Source organism: Actinomadura kijaniata (assembly GCF_014138665.1).
Taxonomy (GTDB): Bacteria; Actinomycetota; Actinomycetes; order Streptosporangiales; family Streptosporangiaceae; genus Spirillospora; species Spirillospora kijaniata.
Genome location: NZ_JACJIA010000005.1, coordinates 449,913 through 466,294, shown reverse-complemented (window position 1 = coordinate 466,294; position 16,382 = coordinate 449,913). Strand labels below are relative to the sequence as shown.

The window sequence follows — 16,382 nt, the reverse complement described above, 5'->3', positions numbered from 1 at the left end:
CCTCGGATCTCCTTCCCCCCGCTCATGGTCTCCCCCGCCGCTCCCGGTCCGGTTCCTCCCGTTCGCGCAGCGGACGGGCGTGCCGCAGGCGCAGCGCGCTCCCCGCCGGGAGCCGCGCGGAGGCCGAGCGCCGCCACTCGTAGCGCATCCGGAACCGGTCGGCGAGGGCGCGCAGGCGGCGGTCGGCGGGCGAGCCGCGCAGCGCCCGTTCCAGCCGGTCCGGGTCGCCGAGGGCCGTCACCTCGTAGGGGCCGCTCAACGGCCGGTAGTCGACGAGGATCGCCTCACCCGCGGTGCGCACGGCGGTGGTGGGGGTGAGCCGCTGCCCGTTGATCGCGATCGCGGTGGCCCCGGCCGCCCACAGGCCGTTCACCAGGACCTGGATGTCCTGATCATAGACCCGGCCCTCGTCGGCCCGGCCCCCGGCGCGGCCGTCGCCGCCGGAGCGGGGGGCGTCGTCCAGCACGACCACCAGCGCGGGCCCCGAGGCGGGCGCGGCGGCCGCGGCGCCCTCGGCGGCGGACAGGGCGCGGCGGGCGTCGTCGCCCTCGTTGCTGCGGGCCAGGGCGGCGGCGCGCAGCCGTTCGGTCTCGGCGCCCAGCCGCTCCAGCCGCCGCTGCAGGGCGTCGGTCTCGCCGGTGCGGGCGCGGATCTGCTCGACCAGGCGGGACCGCTGGGCGGCGGCGACCGGCTCGCTGCGGCGCGCCTCGGCGCCCGCGACGGTGGCCAGCAGGCCCGCCAGGACGAGCACCAGCAGCACCCCGGTGCCGCGCAGGCCGCGCAGGCCGCGCCCGGCGGTCTCGCCGGTGCGGGCGCGGCGGGCGGCGGCCTCGGCGTAGCCGGGGTCCAGGAGCCTGCCCGTGAACATGTCCGACAGCAGGGACATCGACGCGTCGGGCCGCCATCCCGGCGGCCGGTCCCCGGTCCTCGGCTCTCCCGTCTTGCCGCGCTGTCGTCCCGTCACCGGACCATCATGGCAAGATTCGCAAAATCCCGCAGGTCAGGGGGCGGCCACCACGATCTTGGAGCGGTCCAGTCCAAGGTGGACGGCGAGCCCGCCGAGCACGGTGCCCATCGCGTAGCGCTGGAAGCGCCGCCAGCCGGGACGGCGGGCCAGGAACGCCGCGACGCCCCCGGCGGCGAGCACCCACAGGGCGTTGCCGGTGACGGCGACGACGATCTGGGTGAGGCCGAGCAGCAGGCCCTGGAGCGCGACGTGGCCGCGTTCGGGCTCGATGAACTGCGGCAGCAGCGACAGGTACAGGATCGCGATCTTGGGGTTGAGCAGGCTGGTCATCAGGCCCATCGCGAACAGCTTGCGCGGCGGGTCGTGCGGCAGCTCGGTGGGGGTGAACGCGCCGCGCCCGCCGGGGCGGACCGCCTGCCAGGCCAGCCACAGCAGGTAGCCCGCGCCCGCCAGCTTCAGCGCCACGTACAGGGCCGGGACCAGGGCGAACAGCGCCGACAGCCCGGCCACGGTCGCCACGACGTAGACCAGGAACGCGGTCGCCACCCCGCCCAGGGAGATGAACCCGGCGCGGCGGCCCTGGGTGAGGGAGCGGGACACCAGGTAGATCATGTTGGGGCCGGGGGACGTGACCATGCCGAACGCCACGACGGCGAGTCCGGCCACTGCACCGAGGGAGATCATTGCTCGATGCTATGCCCCGGCTTTTCGAGGTGCAATAATGACTTTGCACTCGGTGCAATCGGGAGGTTCCGGTGGAGCACTATCGGCAGGTCGCCGACGCGGTCGCGGCGGACATCGCGGCCGGGCGGCTGCGGCCCGGGGACCGGCTGCCGCCGCAGCGCGCCTTCGCCCGGCGGCACGGCCTGGCGGCCTCCACGGCCGCCCGCGTCTACCGGGAGCTGACCCGGCGCGGGCTGGTGACCGGGGAGGTGGGGCGCGGCACGTTCGTGCGGGCTGCCGTCCCGGCGGCCGGTCCCCCGCTGGTCGAGCCCGCCGGGGCGCGCGTCGACCTCGAACTGAACTACCCGGTCGTGGCCGGGCAGGCCGAGCGGCTGGCGGGCGGGCTGGCGCGGCTGCTGCGCCCCGACGTCCTGGAGGCGGCGCTGCGGCCGGTTCCGGCCGCCGGGACGCCGGGGGCGCGGGCGGCGGTGGCGTCGCTGCTGGCGCGGTCCGGCTGGGCGCCCGACCCCGGGGACGTGCTGTTCACCGGCAACGGGCGGCAGGCGATCGCCGGGGCGGTCGCGGCGCTGGCGGCGGCCGGGGACCGCCTCGGCGTGGAGGCGCGCACCTATCCGGTGATCAAGGGGGTGGCGGCGCGGCTGGGCGTCGTCCTGGTCCCGGTCGAGGGCGACGGGCACGGGATGCGCCCGGACGCGCTCGCCGAGGCCCACCGCCGCGCCCCGCTGGCCGGGGTGTACCTCCAGCCGACGCTGCACAACCCGACCGGCGCGACGATGCCGCCGCCGCGGCGCGCCGCCCTGGCCGAGACGCTGGAGCGGCTGGCGCTGACGGCGGTCGAGGACGCGGTCTGGGCGTTCCTGCGCGAGGACGCCCCGGCGCCCCTGGCCGCGCTGGCCCCCGGGCGGGTCGTGCTGGTCGACAGCCTGTCCAAGCGCCTGGCCCCGGGCCTGACGCTCGGTTTCGCGGTGGCCCCCCGCCCGCTGGCCGCGCGGATCGCCGCCGCGCTGCGGTCGGGGGCGTGGCTGCCCACCGGCTACGCGCTGGAGGCGGCCGCCGGCTGGATCGGCGACGGGACGGTGGCGGAGGTGGGCCGCGCCAAGCGCGCCGACGCGGCCGCCCGGCAGCTCATCGTCGCCGAGCGGCTGGCGGGCGCGGCGATCACGACCGACGCCCGCTCCTACTTCTGCTGGTGGGACCTGCCCGAGCCGTGGCGGGCCGAGACGTTCGTGGCGGCCGCGGCCCGGCGCGGGATCGCGGTCACGCCGGGCGCGGCGTTCACGGTGGGGCCGGGGGCGGCCCCCTCGGCGGTGCGGATCGGGCTGGCCTCCCCGCCGCCGGACGTCCTGGGGCGCGCGCTGGGCGCGCTCGCCGAGATCGCGTGCGCGGCGCCCGAGGACGTGCTCGCCGACTGATCCTCCACCCGCCGCGCCGGACCGGTCAGGATCCGGCGCGCTCCACCACGACCGCCCACTCCTCCAGCAGGGCCTGGGCGGAGTCGGTGTCGGGGCCCTCGGCCCACAGGTGGGTGACGGGCTCGGACGGGTCGGGCAGCACCAGGGCCCAGCGCCCGTCCTGCTCCACGACGCGGACGCCGTCGGTGGTGTCGATGCGGCGGCCCGCCGCGGCCTCGACCACCGTGCGCATGACGCCGCCCTTGGCCGCCCACGGGGTGGGGACCGAGCGGCGCAGCAGGTGCGCCTCGGGGATGCGGCGGTCGATCTGGGACAGGGTCAGGCGGGTGCGGGCGACCAGCCCGACCAGCCGGACGAACGCGGCGATCCCGTCGATGGTGGCGGTGAACTCCGGCAGCAGGAACCCGCCCCGCCCGTCCCCCGCGAAGATCACGTCGGGCTGGGCGGCGGCCTTGGTGAGCACGTCCTGGGAGGTGGAGGTCCACTCGACCTGCACCCCGTGGAAGCGGCAGACCTGCTCGGCGACGCGGGTGGTGGTGACCGGCAGCGCGACCCGGCCGCCGCGGCGCTCGGCGGCGACCAGGTCCAGCATGACCAGCAGGGCGCGGTCGTCGCTGATCAGCTCGCCGTTCTCGTTGACCAGGGAGATGCGCTCGCCGACCGGGTCGAAGCGGACGCCGAACGCCGCCCGCGACGACGACACCAGCTCCCCGAGCCGTTGCAGGTCGCGCATGCGCTCGGCGAGGGTCTCGGTGGGGTTGGCCTCGTCGAGGGCGTTGTTGCGGGTGAGGACCTCCACGCCCATCAGGCCGAGCAGCGACGGCAGCACCAGGGAGGCGGTGCCGCCCGCGCAGTCCAGGACGATCTTCAGTCCGGCCTCGCGGACCCCGCCGGTGTCGACGCGGCGCAGCAGGTCGCGGGTGTAGGTCTCGACGATGCGGGCCGGGTAGGCGAGCTCGGCGATCTCGCCGGGGAACGCGCGCCGGTACTCCTGGCGGCCGAAGACGCGCTCCAGCTTGCGCTGGGCGGTCAGCGACAGGTCCGCGCCGGAGGAGTCCAGGAACAGGATGTCCACGCCCTGCGGGTCGCCGAGGGTGGTGCGGATGTAGATGCCGCCCGCGCAGTCCTCCTGGCCGACCTGGAACCGGGCGACCGGCAGCGAGCACGCCTCCAGGTCCCGGACGTTGATCGCCGAGGCGGTCAGGGCGCTGATCACGGCGCGTTTGAGGGTGCGGGCGGCGCGGGAGGCGTCGCGGCCGGTGACGACCGTGGAGCCCTTCTTGAGGGTGGTCGCGTAGGCGCTGGCCAGCCGCACCGCGAGCTCGGGGGTGATCTCGACGTTGATCAGCCCGGACACGCCGCGCGGGCCGAACAGGTTGCGCTGGCCGCGCGACTCCCAGATGACGCTGGTGTTGACGACGGCCCCGGCCTCGATCGTCTTGAACGGGTAGACCTTCACGCCGCTGGACACGTACGCCTCGGCCTCGATGACGCACTCGTCGCCGATGACCGCGCCCTCCTCGACGCGGGCGCCGGACATGATGTCGGTGTTCTTGCCGACCACGCAGCCGCGCAGGTTGGTGGAGGGGGCGATGAACACGTTGTCGTGGACGACGGCGCGGTGCAGGAACGCGCCCTCCTTCACCACGACGTTGCTGCCGAGCACGGTGTACTCGCGCAGCTCCACGCCGGCCTCGACCTTGGCGTAGTCGCCGATGTAGAGCGGGCCCTTCAGGACGGCCTCGGCGTCGACCTCGGCGCCCTCGGCGACCCACACGCCCGGCGACATCTCGAAGCCGTCCAGGGCGATGCCGACCTTGCCCGACAGCATGTCGGCCTGGGCCTTCAGGTAGGACTCGTGGGTGCCGACGTCCTCCCAGTAGCAGTCGGCGACGTACCCGTACAGCGGCGCGCCCTCGGCCAGCAGCTTGGGGAACACGTCGGCGGACCAGTCGACCTGCTCGTCCTTGGCGACGTGGTCCAGGACCTCCGGCTCCATGACGTAGATGCCGGTGTTGACGGTGTCGGAGAACACCTGGCCCCAGGTCGGCTTCTCCAGGAAGCGCTGGATGCGGCCCTGCTCGTCGGCGATGATGATGCCGAACTCCAGCGGGTTGGGGACCCGTTTGAGGCCGATGGTGACCAGCGCGCCGTTGCGCTCGTGGAAGCGCACCATGTCGGTCAGGTCGATGTCGGTGAGCGCGTCCCCGGAGATCACCAGGAAGCGGTCGTCGCGCAGCGCCTCCTCGGCGTTCTTGACGCTGCCGGCGGTGCCGAGGGGGATCTCCTCGGTGGCGTAGCTGAGCGACATGCCCAGTTCCTCGCCGTCGCCGAAGTAGTTGCGGATGAGCGCGGCCAGGAACTGCACCGTGACCACGGTCTCGTCGAACCCGTGCCGGCGCAGCAGGCGCAGCACGTGTTCCATGATCGGCCGGTTGATGAGCGGGAGCAGGGGCTTGGGCTGGTTGGCGGTCATCGGACGCAGCCGCGTCCCCTCGCCGCCCGCCATCACGACGGCCTTCATCGGGTGGTCTCCGCTCCCTTCTGGTCGCCCGGGCCGCGGTCGCGTCCGGGCTCCGGATCCGCCGCGCCGGCGGGGTCCGGGTCGGAATCGGGGCCGGGGGGACCGCCGGCGGACGCGGCGGCCCCGCGCCCGGCGCGGTCGGCCAGCACCAGCTGCCGGGTCTGCCACCAGTAGAGCGCCGCCGCCCACCAGTACAGGCCGGTGCCCCAGACGGCGAACGACCAGCCGACGACCCTGGCCCCGGTCGCGATCGCCCCGGTGTGGTCGCCGAGCAGCAGCAGCGGGAAGGCGTACAGCAGGCACATCGTGGCGGCCTTGCCGATGAAGTGGACCGGCAGCGCGCCCCGGTAGCCGAGGCGCCGGGTGATCGGCCCGATCGGCAGGATCGCGAACTCGCGGGCCACCAGCAGCACCACCAGCCACGCCGGGATGATGTCCCGGACCGCCAGCCCGATCAGCGTGACCAGGATGTAGAGCCGGTCGGCGGCCGGGTCCAGCACGACGCCGAGCTTGCTGGTCTGGTTGAGGGCGCGCGCCAGCTTGCCGTCCAGCCAGTCGGTGAGCCCGGCCAGCACCAGCACGCCCAGCGCCCACCCGTCGGCCTCGACCAGCACCAGCCACAGGAACAGCGGCACGCCCAGCAGCCGCGCGAAGCTCAGCAGGTTGGGCACTGTCCAGATCCGGCCGGACGCCGCGTCCGGGACCAGGTCCGACACCGGGTCCGGAACGGGGTCCCCCGCGGCCCCTGACACGCGGCCCGCCGCGGTGTCCGGCGCGGTGTCGGAACCGCCGCCCGGCTCGCGTGTCCCGTTGACCTCAGCACTCACCGACGTGTTCGCCTCCCCTGTCCCCCAATGATCCTGACCCTACCGTCAAGGATCGGGAAGCCCCCGGCCGTGTCCGGGTCACGGCCGGGGCCCCGCCGTCGGTGGTTCCGGGCTCCAGGGGGAGCACGGCGGTGACGGTGAAACCGCCGTTCGGACCGGGTCCGGTGCGCACGGCGCCGCCGACGCTGCGGGCGCGTTCGGCCATCCCAACGAGCCCGTACCCCTCGGTCGTTCCCGGTCCGGGGCCGCGACCGTCATCGGCCACCGTGACCGCCAGCGCGTCGCCGTCGCGGGCCAGGCCGATCCGGACCCGGCGCGCCCCGGCGTGCTTGATCACGTTGGTGAGGGCCTCCTGGACGATCCGGTAGGCGACGACGCCGACCTCCGGCGCCGGCTGCGGCCCGGCCCGTCCGGTGAGGCGGTCGGCGAGGTCGACCACCAGCCCGGCGGCGCGGGCGGCCCCGGCCAGGTCGGCGACGTCCGCCAGCCCGGGCGGCGGGGCGAGCGGGGCGGGCGCGTCGTCGCCGCGCAGCAGCCGCAGGGTGGCGCGCAGCTCGCGGCGGGCGTCGCGGCAGGTCGCGGCGATCGCGTTGAGGGTGGCGGCCAGCTCGGCGCGGTCGACGGGGCGGTCCCCGGCGACCCGGTGGGCGGCGGCCCCGGCCTGGACGCCGACGACGGTGATGCTGTGGGCGAGCAGGTCGTGCAGGTCGCGGGCGATGCGCAGGCGTTCCTCGACGACCAGGCGGCGGGCCTCCTCGGCGCGGTCGCGCTCGGCGCGCTCGGCGCGCTCCAGGATCGCGGCCATGCGGGCGCGGTGCATCCGCCAGGCCTGCACCACCAGAACGGCGGCGATCACCGCCTCCATCATGGCGATCTGCTCGATCGCGGCGCGCCCGCCGAGCAGCGCGGCGCACGCGGCGGCCCCGGCCGCCAGCAGGGCCATCGCGCCGACCAGCACCGCGCGCGGGCGGCGGCCGAGCACGGCGTAGTTGAACAGGGCGGCGACCTCGCCGGGGACGGCGGCGTGGTGCTGGTACTGCAGCACGTGGAAGCCGAGCGCCGCCATGATCGTCACGGCCAGGACCGCGCCCGGCCGGCGGCGGCGCAGGGCCAGCGGCAGGTACACGCCCGCCAGCAGCAGCGCCCCGGCGGCGTCGAGCGGCCGCGTCCAGGGCCAGGCCGCCGCCATCGCCAGCGCGCCGCCCAGCAGCGCGACCGCGATCACCGTGTCACGCGCCCCGCGCGTCCAGAGCACCGTCGCCACAGGGCCATCCTGCCGGGGGACGCGGCGGTGCCCGCACCCGCCCCCGACCCAGGGGCCATAACCATCTCTTCTGATTGCGCGAAGGATCCTTTCTTGGACTTATGGTCCGGTTGTGGCCAGACTTGATCACCTGGACCGGCGAGGGGAGCGTTCGATGGACGTCAAGGGCATGATCGCGGCTGAGCGGCGGGAGCTGGCGGACCTGCTGGACGGGCTGCCGGCGGAGCGGTGGAGCGCTCCAACCCTGTGCGCGGGCTGGCGGGTGCGCGAGGTCGCCGCCCACATGTCGATGGGGTTCCGGTACCCCTTCCCCAGGATCGCCGCCGAACTGGTCCGGGCGCGAGGCAGTCTGAACCGGATGACCGACCGGCTGGCCCGCCGGGACGCGGCCGCGTTCTCCCCGGCCGAGATCGCCGGTTTCCTGCGGGACAACGCCCACCACCCCTGGACGCCGCCGGTCGGCGGGAGCGTGGCGGCGCTGGGACACGACGTGGTGCACGGCCTCGACATCACGGTGCCGCTGGGGCTGGACCGGCGGGTCCCCAAGGACCGGCTGCGCGTCCTGCTGGAGGCGGTCACCCCGCGCGGCGCGCGGTTCTTCGGGGCCGACCTGGCGGGCGTGCGGTTGTGCGCCGAGGACCTGGACTGGTCGTTCGGCGACGGCGCGCCGCTGTACGGGGACGCGCAGGACCTGCTGCTGGTCGCGTTCGGGCGGCGGCTGCCGGAGGGGCGGCTGCGGGGCGAGCGGAGCGACCGGTTCGTCGCCGCGTGATCACCCGGTGATCTCCTCGATGAGGGCGGTGTAGCGGGGGCGGCGGTCGGGGCGGGCCCGGCCCTCGGCGTGCCGCAGGGCGGGCAGCGCCGCCGTCCCGAACCGGGCCAGCCCCTCGGCGGCGGCCCTCCGCAGCCGCTGGTCGGAGTGGGTCAGCAGGTCGGCGAGGGTGGGGATGAGGGGCCGCCAGCCGGCGTGCGAGAGCGTCCGGATCGCCGAGCGGACCACGTCGGGCGCCGGGTCGTCCAGCAGGCGGGCCGTCTGCTCCAGGTAGGCCGCCCGGTCCAGGTGGGTGCGGGCGAGGCGGTGGGCGTGCAGGCGGATCCGGCGTTCGGGGTGGCCGATCGACTCGACGAGCAGTTCCGCCAGTTCGGGGCCGGGGTGGGTCTCGGCGAGCGTGGTCAGGGCCCGGCGGGCCTCCTCGACGGCGCCGGTGCGGGCCGTCCGGAACAGGTCCTCGGGGTCGGGGGTCTGCGCGCCCGGGGGCCGGGTGCGGGCGCGCAGCGCGGTGAGGGTGGCGGCGTCCCGCCCGACGGCGCCGGGGGCGCGCAGCGGACCCTCCACGAGGGTGACCTGGTCGACGCGGTCGCCGTGGCCCGCGTCGCGCAGTTCGCGCAGCGTCCGCCGCAGGGCGGGGGTGCCGAGCAGCGGGACGCCGGTCAGGACGCCGAGCAGGGACGGGTGCGCGGCGAGCCGGTCGGCCAGCAGGTCGGGGGTGGTGCGGCGCAGCGCCCCGGCGACGGCGGCGCGGAGGTCGCGGTCGTCGTCCTCCCACCAGTCGAGCAGCAGGGGGACGAGCCGCGCCGCGTCCAGGGGGTCGAGGTGGGCGGCGGCGCGGGCGGCGCGCGTGCGGAACGCCGTGCCGCCCTCCCGCAGTTCCCTCTCGTCCAGCTCCGTCAGGGGGCGGGCGAGGTCCGCGGTGAGGGACGGTTCGATCCGGCCGCGCAGGAACGCGCGCAGCAGCGTCAGCCGGATCTCCGGCTCCGGCCAGCCGGCCAGGACGCGGGCGGCGGTCGCGCGGCGGCCCGGGTCGGGGTCCTCCAGCATGGCCAGCAGGCGTTCGCGTTGCGCGGCCGAGCGGGGCTGGTCCAGGTCCCGGGGGTCGGGTTCGCGGTGGTCCGGCGCGCTACGGGCCTCCTCGGCGATCGTCCAGGGCGGCGCGTCGATCGGCTGCAGCCCGGTCATCCAGTCCAGCAGGGCGGCGCGGACGTCGGCGCCCGCCTCCGGGAACACGCGGACCAGCGCGTCCAGCCGGTCCCGCGAGCCGGCGGGGTGGTCGGCGACCCGGAACCGCCGCAGGCGGGCCGGCGAGGTGACGGCCTCGCGGAGCGCGGCGCGCCAGCGCTCGCCGGTGTCCGGTCGTTCCCCTGAGCCGGGGGCGGGGCCGACGGCGGATGACCTGCCGGCCTCCCGGAGGTCGTGCGGGTCCCCCGGCGGGGCGATCCCGAACGCCTCGCGCAGCACCTCCTCCAGGGTCGGCAACGGCGCGGCGGCCAGCGCCCGGTCCAGGTCGGCACGCGTGAGGAAGGCCCCGGCGCGGCGCAGCAGGACCAGCAGGCCCCGGCCGTCCACGGCGCCCGGGGGCAGCGCGCGGACGCGTTCGGCGATCTCGGCCCTCCGGGCCTCGGGGAGCCGGGGAAGCGCCTCCTCCAGCGCGGCCACCAGGCGGTCGCGGTCCTCCCCGGCGACCTCGGTCAGGCCCGCCACCAGCGTCGGCGCCGAGCGCGCGAAGCTCCGCACCTCGCCGTCCGACCAGGGGGCGGGGCACAGGCGCAGCGCGAACCGCAGGGCCGGGCCGCGCAGGTGACGCCCGTCGGCGGCCAGGTCCAGCCAGCGTTCCAGCATCGGCCGCAGGTCCTTCAGCGCCTTCGGGTCGAGGTCGTCGCGGAGCGCCAGCCGACGTCCGGGCCCGGCGTCCCAGCCGAGCGTGGTCAGCGCCTCGACGTCGGGGTCCGGGGGCGGGGGCTGCTTCTCCGGCTCGGGAAGGGCCTGGAGCAGCAGCGTGCGGGTGCGGTGGTCCCCGGCCCGCTCCGCCGCCGCGATGACGGTGGCCCGCCATGCCCCGCCGAGGACGCTCCGCAGCGCCTCGACGATCGACTCCCGCAGGCCGGGGTTGTCGTGCGCGCCGAGCCAGTACAGCAGTTTCGGCACCGCCGCCGGGGCCCCGGCCCGGTGGAGGGCGGTGGCGGCGGTCTTCTTGACGTTCATGTTGGGGTGGTCGAGGCACGCCGCGACCGCCTCGGCCGCCCAGGCGGCCCGCGCGCCGCCCAGCGCCGACACCGCCTGCCGCACGGTCTGGACGTCGGGGGCGGCGGTGAGCGGGATCAGGCTCGCCGACAGCGCGTCCGCGCCGCCGGTCCGCGCCAGCAGGTCGATCGCGTGCTTGCGGACGTGCCGGTCCCGGTGGCGGAGCAGGGGGTGGACGCGGGCGCGGGCACGGGCGCCCGGGACGTCCTGGAGCAGCCGCAGCAGGACGACCTGTTCGGCGGCGCTGACGTCGGGGCGTTCCAGCAGGTCCAGTGCCAGGTCCGCGAGGAGCGCGTGACCGGCGTCGGTCGCGTTCGCGGCGTCCAGCAGGCAGCGGGGGCGGATCGCGCCGCGTTCGTGCAGCCGGGTTCCGAGGCCGCGGATCGCGTCGCGGACCTCCTGCGGCACGTCCGGTTCGTGGGGCTGCGCGCCGATGGTCCACGCGGCGGCCAGGTCGGAGACCACGCGCAGCAGCAGGTCGGCGATGGCGGGGAGGGTGGCGCGGCCCCCGTTGCGCGCCAGCCGGCACAGGGCGTCCTCCGGCCGTTCCGCGGCCAGGCCGGTGCGCAGGACGGCGAGTTCGCGCTCGTCGGGGCCGCCGAGGTCGGCGGCGATCCGGCGGGGCAGGTCGCGGGGGTTGAGGCGGACCAGGATCGACCGGCGCCGTCCGGGGTCCTCGGTGAGATGCCACAGCACCTCCAGCGCCCGGTGGCGGACCGGCCGCAGGTGGGCGAGGACCGGATGCCCGCCGTCCACGCCCAGCCCGGCGCGCAGGACCTCCGCCGTCCGTTCCCCGCCGATGGCCTCCAGCGCGTCGAGCGCCGCCCCGGGCGAACGCGGCAGCGCCTCCAGCACGTCCTCCTCTGCGGGGACGTGCCGCAGGGCGCGCAGGGCGCGCAGGAACGGCTCCGGGTCCCGGGCGGTGCGCAGCGCGCGGGTGACGGCGTCGCCGACGGGAAGGTCACCGGTGCCCTGGGCGGCCAGCGCGGTGAGCAGTTCGAGCCGCCTCGGCCAGTCCCCGTCGCCGTCGGTGAGCGTGCGGAGCAGCTCGGCGCGGCACGTGAACAGCACCGTGGCGACCTCGCCGGCGGGCACGGTGTGGTCGGCGAGGGCCAGCGCGGCGATCCCCGGCACGTCGGCCGGGGCCGGGAAGTGGCCGCGCCGGTGCATCCCGCGCAGGCAGCGCACGGCGGGACCGGCCAGCAGCAGCGGGTCGGCGGCGGCGATGCCCACCAGCGCGGGGACGTCCTCGCGGCGGGCCAGTCCGCCGAGCAGCTCCAGCGCCCGGCGGCGCAGCGCCGGGGCGCGCCCGGGGTCGGCGGCGACCTCGCGGAGCAGGTCGGCGTGCCCGTGCCGCGCCGCCGTCCCGAGCGCGGCCTCGGCGTGGCCCGTTCCCAGGAAGCGGGCCAGCCGGTCGCGTGTCAGCGGCTCCAACGCGGCCCACGGCTCGGCGAGCTCGCGCAGCACGTCCCCGGTCGCGGTGTCGTCGACCTCGGTGAGCCCCACCAGCAGGCCCCGCGCGCGGGCCGGGGTCAGCGCGGCGTCGTGCAGGGCCTCGCGGACGATCCGCAGCGCCTCGCCCCGCAGCACCGGATCGCCCGTGGCCGCCAGCTCCCGGGCCAGCGCCCCGGGATCGGCCGCCTCCGCCGCGCGGACGCCCCGGACCGCGTGGTAGAGCAGCTCCCCCGGGGGCTCGTCCCGGACGCGGCCGGGCCGTGCCGTGATGTCGTCGGTCAGCTCGGCGATCCGGGCCCGGACCGGTGTCTCCTCCGCGCGCATGGCGCGATCATAGGATTCCGGCATGACGGGTCTGCACGTGAATTTCCACGGCGCGGGGCGGCCGCTGGTCGCGTTGCACGGGATCGGCGGCCACGGGGCCCGCTGGCGGCGGCTGGCCGAACGGCACCTGGACGGCTTCCGCGTCCTGGCGCCCGACCTGCGCGGGCACGGGCGTTCCCCCCACGACGCGCCGTGGGACGTGGACACCCACGTCGCCGACCTCCTCGCGGCGCTCCCGGAGGAGCGGTTCGACCTGGTCGGCCACTCCTACGGCGGGATGATCGCCGTGCACCTGGCCCGCGCCGCGCCCGAACGCGTGCGCCGCCTGGTGCTGCTCGACCCGGGCATCGGCCTGGATCCGGCGCACGCGCGCCGGAGCGCGGGCCGGTACCTGCGGGACCTCTCGTTCGCCGACCCCGCCGAGGCCCGCGCCGAGCGCGCCAGGGGCTGGGCCGAGGCCGCGCCGGAGGCGGTGGACGCCGAGGTCGCCGACCACCTGGAGCAGGGCGCCGACGGCCGGTGGCGGTGGCGGTACGAGCGCGCCGCCGTGGTGACGGCGTTCTCGGAGATGGCCCGGCCCGCCGCCACTCCCCCGCGCGAGGTGCCCACCCTCCTGGTGGTCGCCACCCGCGCGGGGGTCGTGCGGCCCGCGTACGTCACCGCCTGCCGCGCGGCCGTCGCGGACTTCGCGGCCGCCGAACTCGACGCCGGCCACATGCTCTACCTGGACCGCCCCGAGGAGACCGCCACCCTGATCCGCGACTGGCTCACCCCCTGAAACCCCGCCGCAACGACCTCCCCTGTCCTGCGGTGCGGCTTGGGGCTGTTCAGGGTGTGGGGCGGTGTGTCGCGGTGGTCGTCGGTGCGTTCGTCCATACCTCACGGGGCCGGGTTGCGGCAATGGGGGTGGAACGCGTTAACGTCGTCGGCGACAGATCGCGGGTGCCCGGCGAACCGGGCTGAGATTGCGGCTGGGACGGCCGCTGACCGCTGGAACCTGACCGGGTAATGCCGGCGTAGGGAGAGATCGAGTCGTCATGACGAACGACACCGTGGTTTCGCACGCCCGTAAGACCTACCTCCAGGGGTCGCGTCCCGACCTGAGGGTCCCGATGCGGGAGGTCCCGCTCACCAACGGCGACACCGTCGTGCTCTACGACACCTCCGGGCCGTACACCGACCCCGACCACGAGGCGGACGTGCGGCGCGGGCTGCCCGCGCTGCGGGCGGCCTGGATCGCCGAGCGCGGCGACACCGCCGAGTACGACGGGCGCCCGGCGCGGCCCGAGGACGACGGGCGCCGTTCCGGTGACCCGCTGCGCGACCGGGCGGGCTTCCCGTCCCGGCGGCCGCGGCGGGCGGCCGGAGGGGCGGTCACGCAACGCGCGTACGCGCGGCGCGGGGAGATCACCCCGGAGATGGAGTTCGTGGCGCTGCGCGAGGGCGTGGAGCCGGAGTTCGTGCGGGCCGAGCTGGCGGCCGGGCGCGCGGTGCTGCCCGCCAACGTCAACCACCCCGAGATCGAACCGATGATCATCGGGAAGAACTTCCTGGTGAAGGTGAACGCCAACATCGGCAACTCCGCCGTGGCGTCCTCCATCGAGGACGAGGTCGAGAAGATGACGTGGGCGACCCGCTGGGGCGCCGACACCATCATGGACCTGTCCACCGGCCGCGACATCCACACCACCCGCGAGTGGATCCTGCGCAACTCCCCCGTCCCGGTCGGCACCGTCCCGCTGTACCAGGCGGTGGAGAAGGTGGGCGGCAACCCCGCCGACCTCACCTACGAGGTCTTCCGGGACACCGTCATCGAGCAGGCCGAGCAGGGCGTGGACTACATGACCGTCCACGCGGGCGTGCTGCTGCGGTACGTGCCGCTGACCGCGCGCCGCAAGACCGGGATCGTGTCGCGCGGCGGGTCGATCATGGCGGCGTGGTGCCTGGCGCACCACGAGGAGAACTTCCTCTACACCCACTTCCGCGAGCTGTGCGAGATCTTCGCGGCCTACGACATCACCTGGTCGCTGGGCGACGGACTGCGGCCCGGCTCCATCCACGACGCCAACGACGAGGCCCAGTTCGCCGAGCTGCGCACCCAGGGCGAGCTGACCCGGATCGCGGCCGAGTTCGACAACCAGGTCATGAACGAGGGCCCCGGGCACGTCCCGATGCACAAGATCAAGGAGAACGTCGAGCTCCAGCAGGAGTGGTGCGCCGAGGCCCCGTTCTACACCCTGGGCCCGCTGACCACCGACATCGCGCCCGGCTACGACCACATCACCTCCGCGATCGGCGCGGCGATGATCGGCTGGTACGGCACCGCGATGCTGTGCTACGTCACGCCCAAGGAGCACCTGGGGCTGCCCGACCGGGACGACGTGAAGGCCGGCGTGATCGCCTACAAGATCGCCGCGCACGCCGCCGACCTGGCCAAGGGGCACCCGGGCGCGCAGGCGTGGGACGACGCGCTGTCGGACGCGCGGTTCGAGTTCCGGTGGGAGGACCAGTTCAACCTGTCGCTGGACCCCGACACCGCGCGCTCGTTCCACGACGAGACGCTCCCGGCCGCCCCGGCCAAGACCGCGCACTTCTGCTCCATGTGCGGGCCGCACTTCTGCTCGATGAAGATCACGCAGGATGTGCGGCGGTTCGCCGAGGAGGGCATGAAGGAGAAGTCCTCCGAGTTCCGCGAGGCCGGCGGGCGCGTCTACCTCCCGGTCGCCCCGGCCGAGTAGGTGAGCAAGCGCTCACTCACTATGCTGGCGGTGTGCGGGTGCGGGGCCCGCACACCGCCTTTTCACGGGGAGGGACGATGGCACGCCGTCCGGCCGGGACGCCGCACCGCTGGGCGTCCAACGAGCGGGAGGCGCGCGAGCTGGAGGCCGCCTGGGCGGGCGTGGTCGAGACGGAGACCGCGCGGCGGCTGATGGTGGCGGGCGTGCTGGCGTTCGCGGCCAAGGGCTACCACGCGACCACGACCCGCGACATCGCCGAGCACGCCGGGCTCAGCCCCGGCGGCCTGTACGTCCACTTCCGGTCCAAGGAGGAGCTCCTCTACCGGATCGCCGTCCTGGGAACGCGGCAGACCCTCGAACGCGTGCGGGAGGCGGTCGCCGAAGCCCCCGACGACCCGGAGGCGCGGCTGGGCGCGGCGATCCTGGCCCTGGTGGAGCGGGGCGCGCGCTACCACACCACCAGCCGGGTCATCGAGGACGAGCTGCGCTCGCTGGACGGCGCGCACCGCGCCGAGGTCGCCGGGCTGCGCAGGGAGATCGAGCACACCGTGCGCGCCATCCTGGAGGACGGGGTCCGGCGGGGCGTGTTCGAGGTGGCGGACGTCCCGGTGACGGCGCTGGCGGCGCTGTCGCTGGTGGTGGACGTGGCGCGGTGGTACCGGGTGTCGGGCCGCCGTTCCCCGGCGGAGGTCGGCGCGCTGTACGCCGAGCTGGTGGGCCGCATGGTCCGGCCGACGTCCTGACCCCGCCCATCGGACCCGCCGGACGGTCGTTCACCGCCGTCAGCCGAGTTCCTCGGCGAGGCCGACGACGATGCCCTCGGGGCCGCGGACGTAGCAGAGCCGGTAGACGTCCTCGTACCGCACGACCTCGCCGACGAGTTCGGCGCCGTGGGCCCGCAGGCGGGCGACGACGTCCTCGATGTCGTCGACGGCGAACATGACGAAGAAGGCGATGACGGCCTCAAGGTCGTCGACGACGATGAGGACATCGTCCATCCGGTGGATCGCCATGCCGGGCCTCCTTGGTGTGGGACGGCCGCGCCAGCCGTTCCCACCTCCGGGACGGAGCCGGTGAGCCGTCCTCGACATCCCCGGCCACGTCCCCTTCGGCCGGCGGCCCGCGCATCCGGCGGTCACGGCCCGGCGGTGGTCATGCGGTGGTCATG

Annotated in this window: 12 protein-coding genes and 1 riboswitch; of the genes, 5 read left to right on the top strand and 7 right to left on the bottom strand. The window is 75.8% G+C overall.

All coding sequences use genetic code 11. The annotated features are described in order from the left end of the window. Positions 1 to 22: 22 nt before the first annotated feature. Together HNR61_RS21945 and HNR61_RS21940 are read right to left on the bottom strand one after the other, a co-directional pair. Positions 23 to 964 (bottom strand): DUF881 domain-containing protein, encoded by a 942-nt coding sequence (locus tag HNR61_RS21945; RefSeq protein ID WP_182845033.1) that lies wholly within the window; start codon positions 962 to 964, stop codon positions 23 to 25. 36 nt (positions 965 to 1,000) lie between these two features. Then, a complete protein-coding gene (locus HNR61_RS21940) occupies positions 1,001 to 1,651 on the bottom strand; it encodes a LysE family translocator (RefSeq protein WP_182845032.1) in 651 nt (216 codons plus the stop codon). Between the two features lie 71 nt (positions 1,652 to 1,722). On the opposite strand from HNR61_RS21940, the gene HNR61_RS21935 reads away from it, so the two are divergent. Beyond that, complete coding sequence (locus HNR61_RS21935; protein WP_182845031.1) at positions 1,723 to 3,063, top strand: aminotransferase-like domain-containing protein; 1,341 nt, start codon at positions 1,723 to 1,725, stop codon at positions 3,061 to 3,063. A 25-nt stretch (positions 3,064 to 3,088) separates the two neighbouring features. Here the strand turns inward: HNR61_RS21935 and HNR61_RS21930 are convergent, their stop codons facing one another. From HNR61_RS21930 to HNR61_RS50030, 3 genes are read right to left on the bottom strand one after another with little or no spacing between them, the layout of a single operon-like run. Continuing rightward, positions 3,089 to 5,587 (bottom strand): mannose-1-phosphate guanyltransferase, encoded by a 2,499-nt coding sequence (locus HNR61_RS21930; protein ID WP_067833574.1) that lies wholly within the window; start codon positions 5,585 to 5,587, stop codon positions 3,089 to 3,091. Then, positions 5,584 to 6,414, bottom strand: coding sequence for a cardiolipin synthase ClsA (gene clsA / locus HNR61_RS21925; protein WP_376770265.1), 831 nt, complete (start codon positions 6,412 to 6,414; stop codon positions 5,584 to 5,586). Before clsA ends, HNR61_RS21930 begins: the two co-directional genes overlap by 4 nt. Beyond that, positions 6,404 to 7,678 carry a sensor histidine kinase gene (locus HNR61_RS50030; RefSeq protein WP_182845030.1) on the bottom strand — a complete coding sequence of 425 codons (1,275 nt, stop codon included), beginning with the start codon at positions 7,676 to 7,678 and terminating at the stop codon, positions 6,404 to 6,406. Before HNR61_RS50030 ends, clsA begins: the two co-directional genes overlap by 11 nt. Positions 7,679 to 7,790: 112 nt before the next feature. Here HNR61_RS50030 and HNR61_RS21915 point away from each other — a divergent pair, with 112 nt between their 5' ends. Continuing rightward, the gene (locus HNR61_RS21915; RefSeq protein ID WP_312898022.1) at positions 7,791 to 8,450 is read left to right on the top strand and encodes a maleylpyruvate isomerase family mycothiol-dependent enzyme; all 660 of its coding nucleotides are present in this window, start codon (positions 7,791 to 7,793) and stop codon (positions 8,448 to 8,450) included. Here HNR61_RS21915 and HNR61_RS49305 read toward each other — a convergent pair whose 3' ends face one another. Continuing rightward, entirely contained in the window at positions 8,451 to 12,476 is a 4,026-nt protein-coding gene (locus HNR61_RS49305) for a HEAT repeat domain-containing protein (protein ID WP_182845029.1), read from the bottom strand. Positions 12,477 to 12,498: 22 nt separating this feature from the next. Between HNR61_RS49305 and HNR61_RS21905 the strand changes: the two genes are divergently transcribed. From HNR61_RS21905 to HNR61_RS21895, 3 genes are all read left to right on the top strand, one after another. Continuing rightward, a complete protein-coding gene (locus HNR61_RS21905) occupies positions 12,499 to 13,254 on the top strand; it encodes an alpha/beta fold hydrolase (RefSeq protein ID WP_182845028.1) in 756 nt (251 codons plus the stop codon). A 150-nt stretch (positions 13,255 to 13,404) separates the two neighbouring features. Then, a riboswitch (TPP riboswitch) is annotated at positions 13,405 to 13,518 on the top strand. Beyond that, positions 13,514 to 15,214 (top strand): phosphomethylpyrimidine synthase ThiC, encoded by a 1,701-nt coding sequence (gene thiC / locus HNR61_RS21900; protein ID WP_182845027.1) that lies wholly within the window; start codon positions 13,514 to 13,516, stop codon positions 15,212 to 15,214. (Overlaps the previous riboswitch by 5 nt.) Before the next feature lie 77 nt (positions 15,215 to 15,291). Beyond that, positions 15,292 to 15,957 (top strand): TetR/AcrR family transcriptional regulator, encoded by a 666-nt coding sequence (locus tag HNR61_RS21895; protein WP_182845026.1) that lies wholly within the window; start codon positions 15,292 to 15,294, stop codon positions 15,955 to 15,957. 39 nt (positions 15,958 to 15,996) lie between these two features. Here HNR61_RS21895 and HNR61_RS21890 read toward each other — a convergent pair whose 3' ends face one another. Next, entirely contained in the window at positions 15,997 to 16,227 is a 231-nt protein-coding gene (locus HNR61_RS21890) for a VOC family protein (RefSeq protein WP_182845025.1), read from the bottom strand. Positions 16,228 to 16,382: the final 155 nt, after the last annotated feature.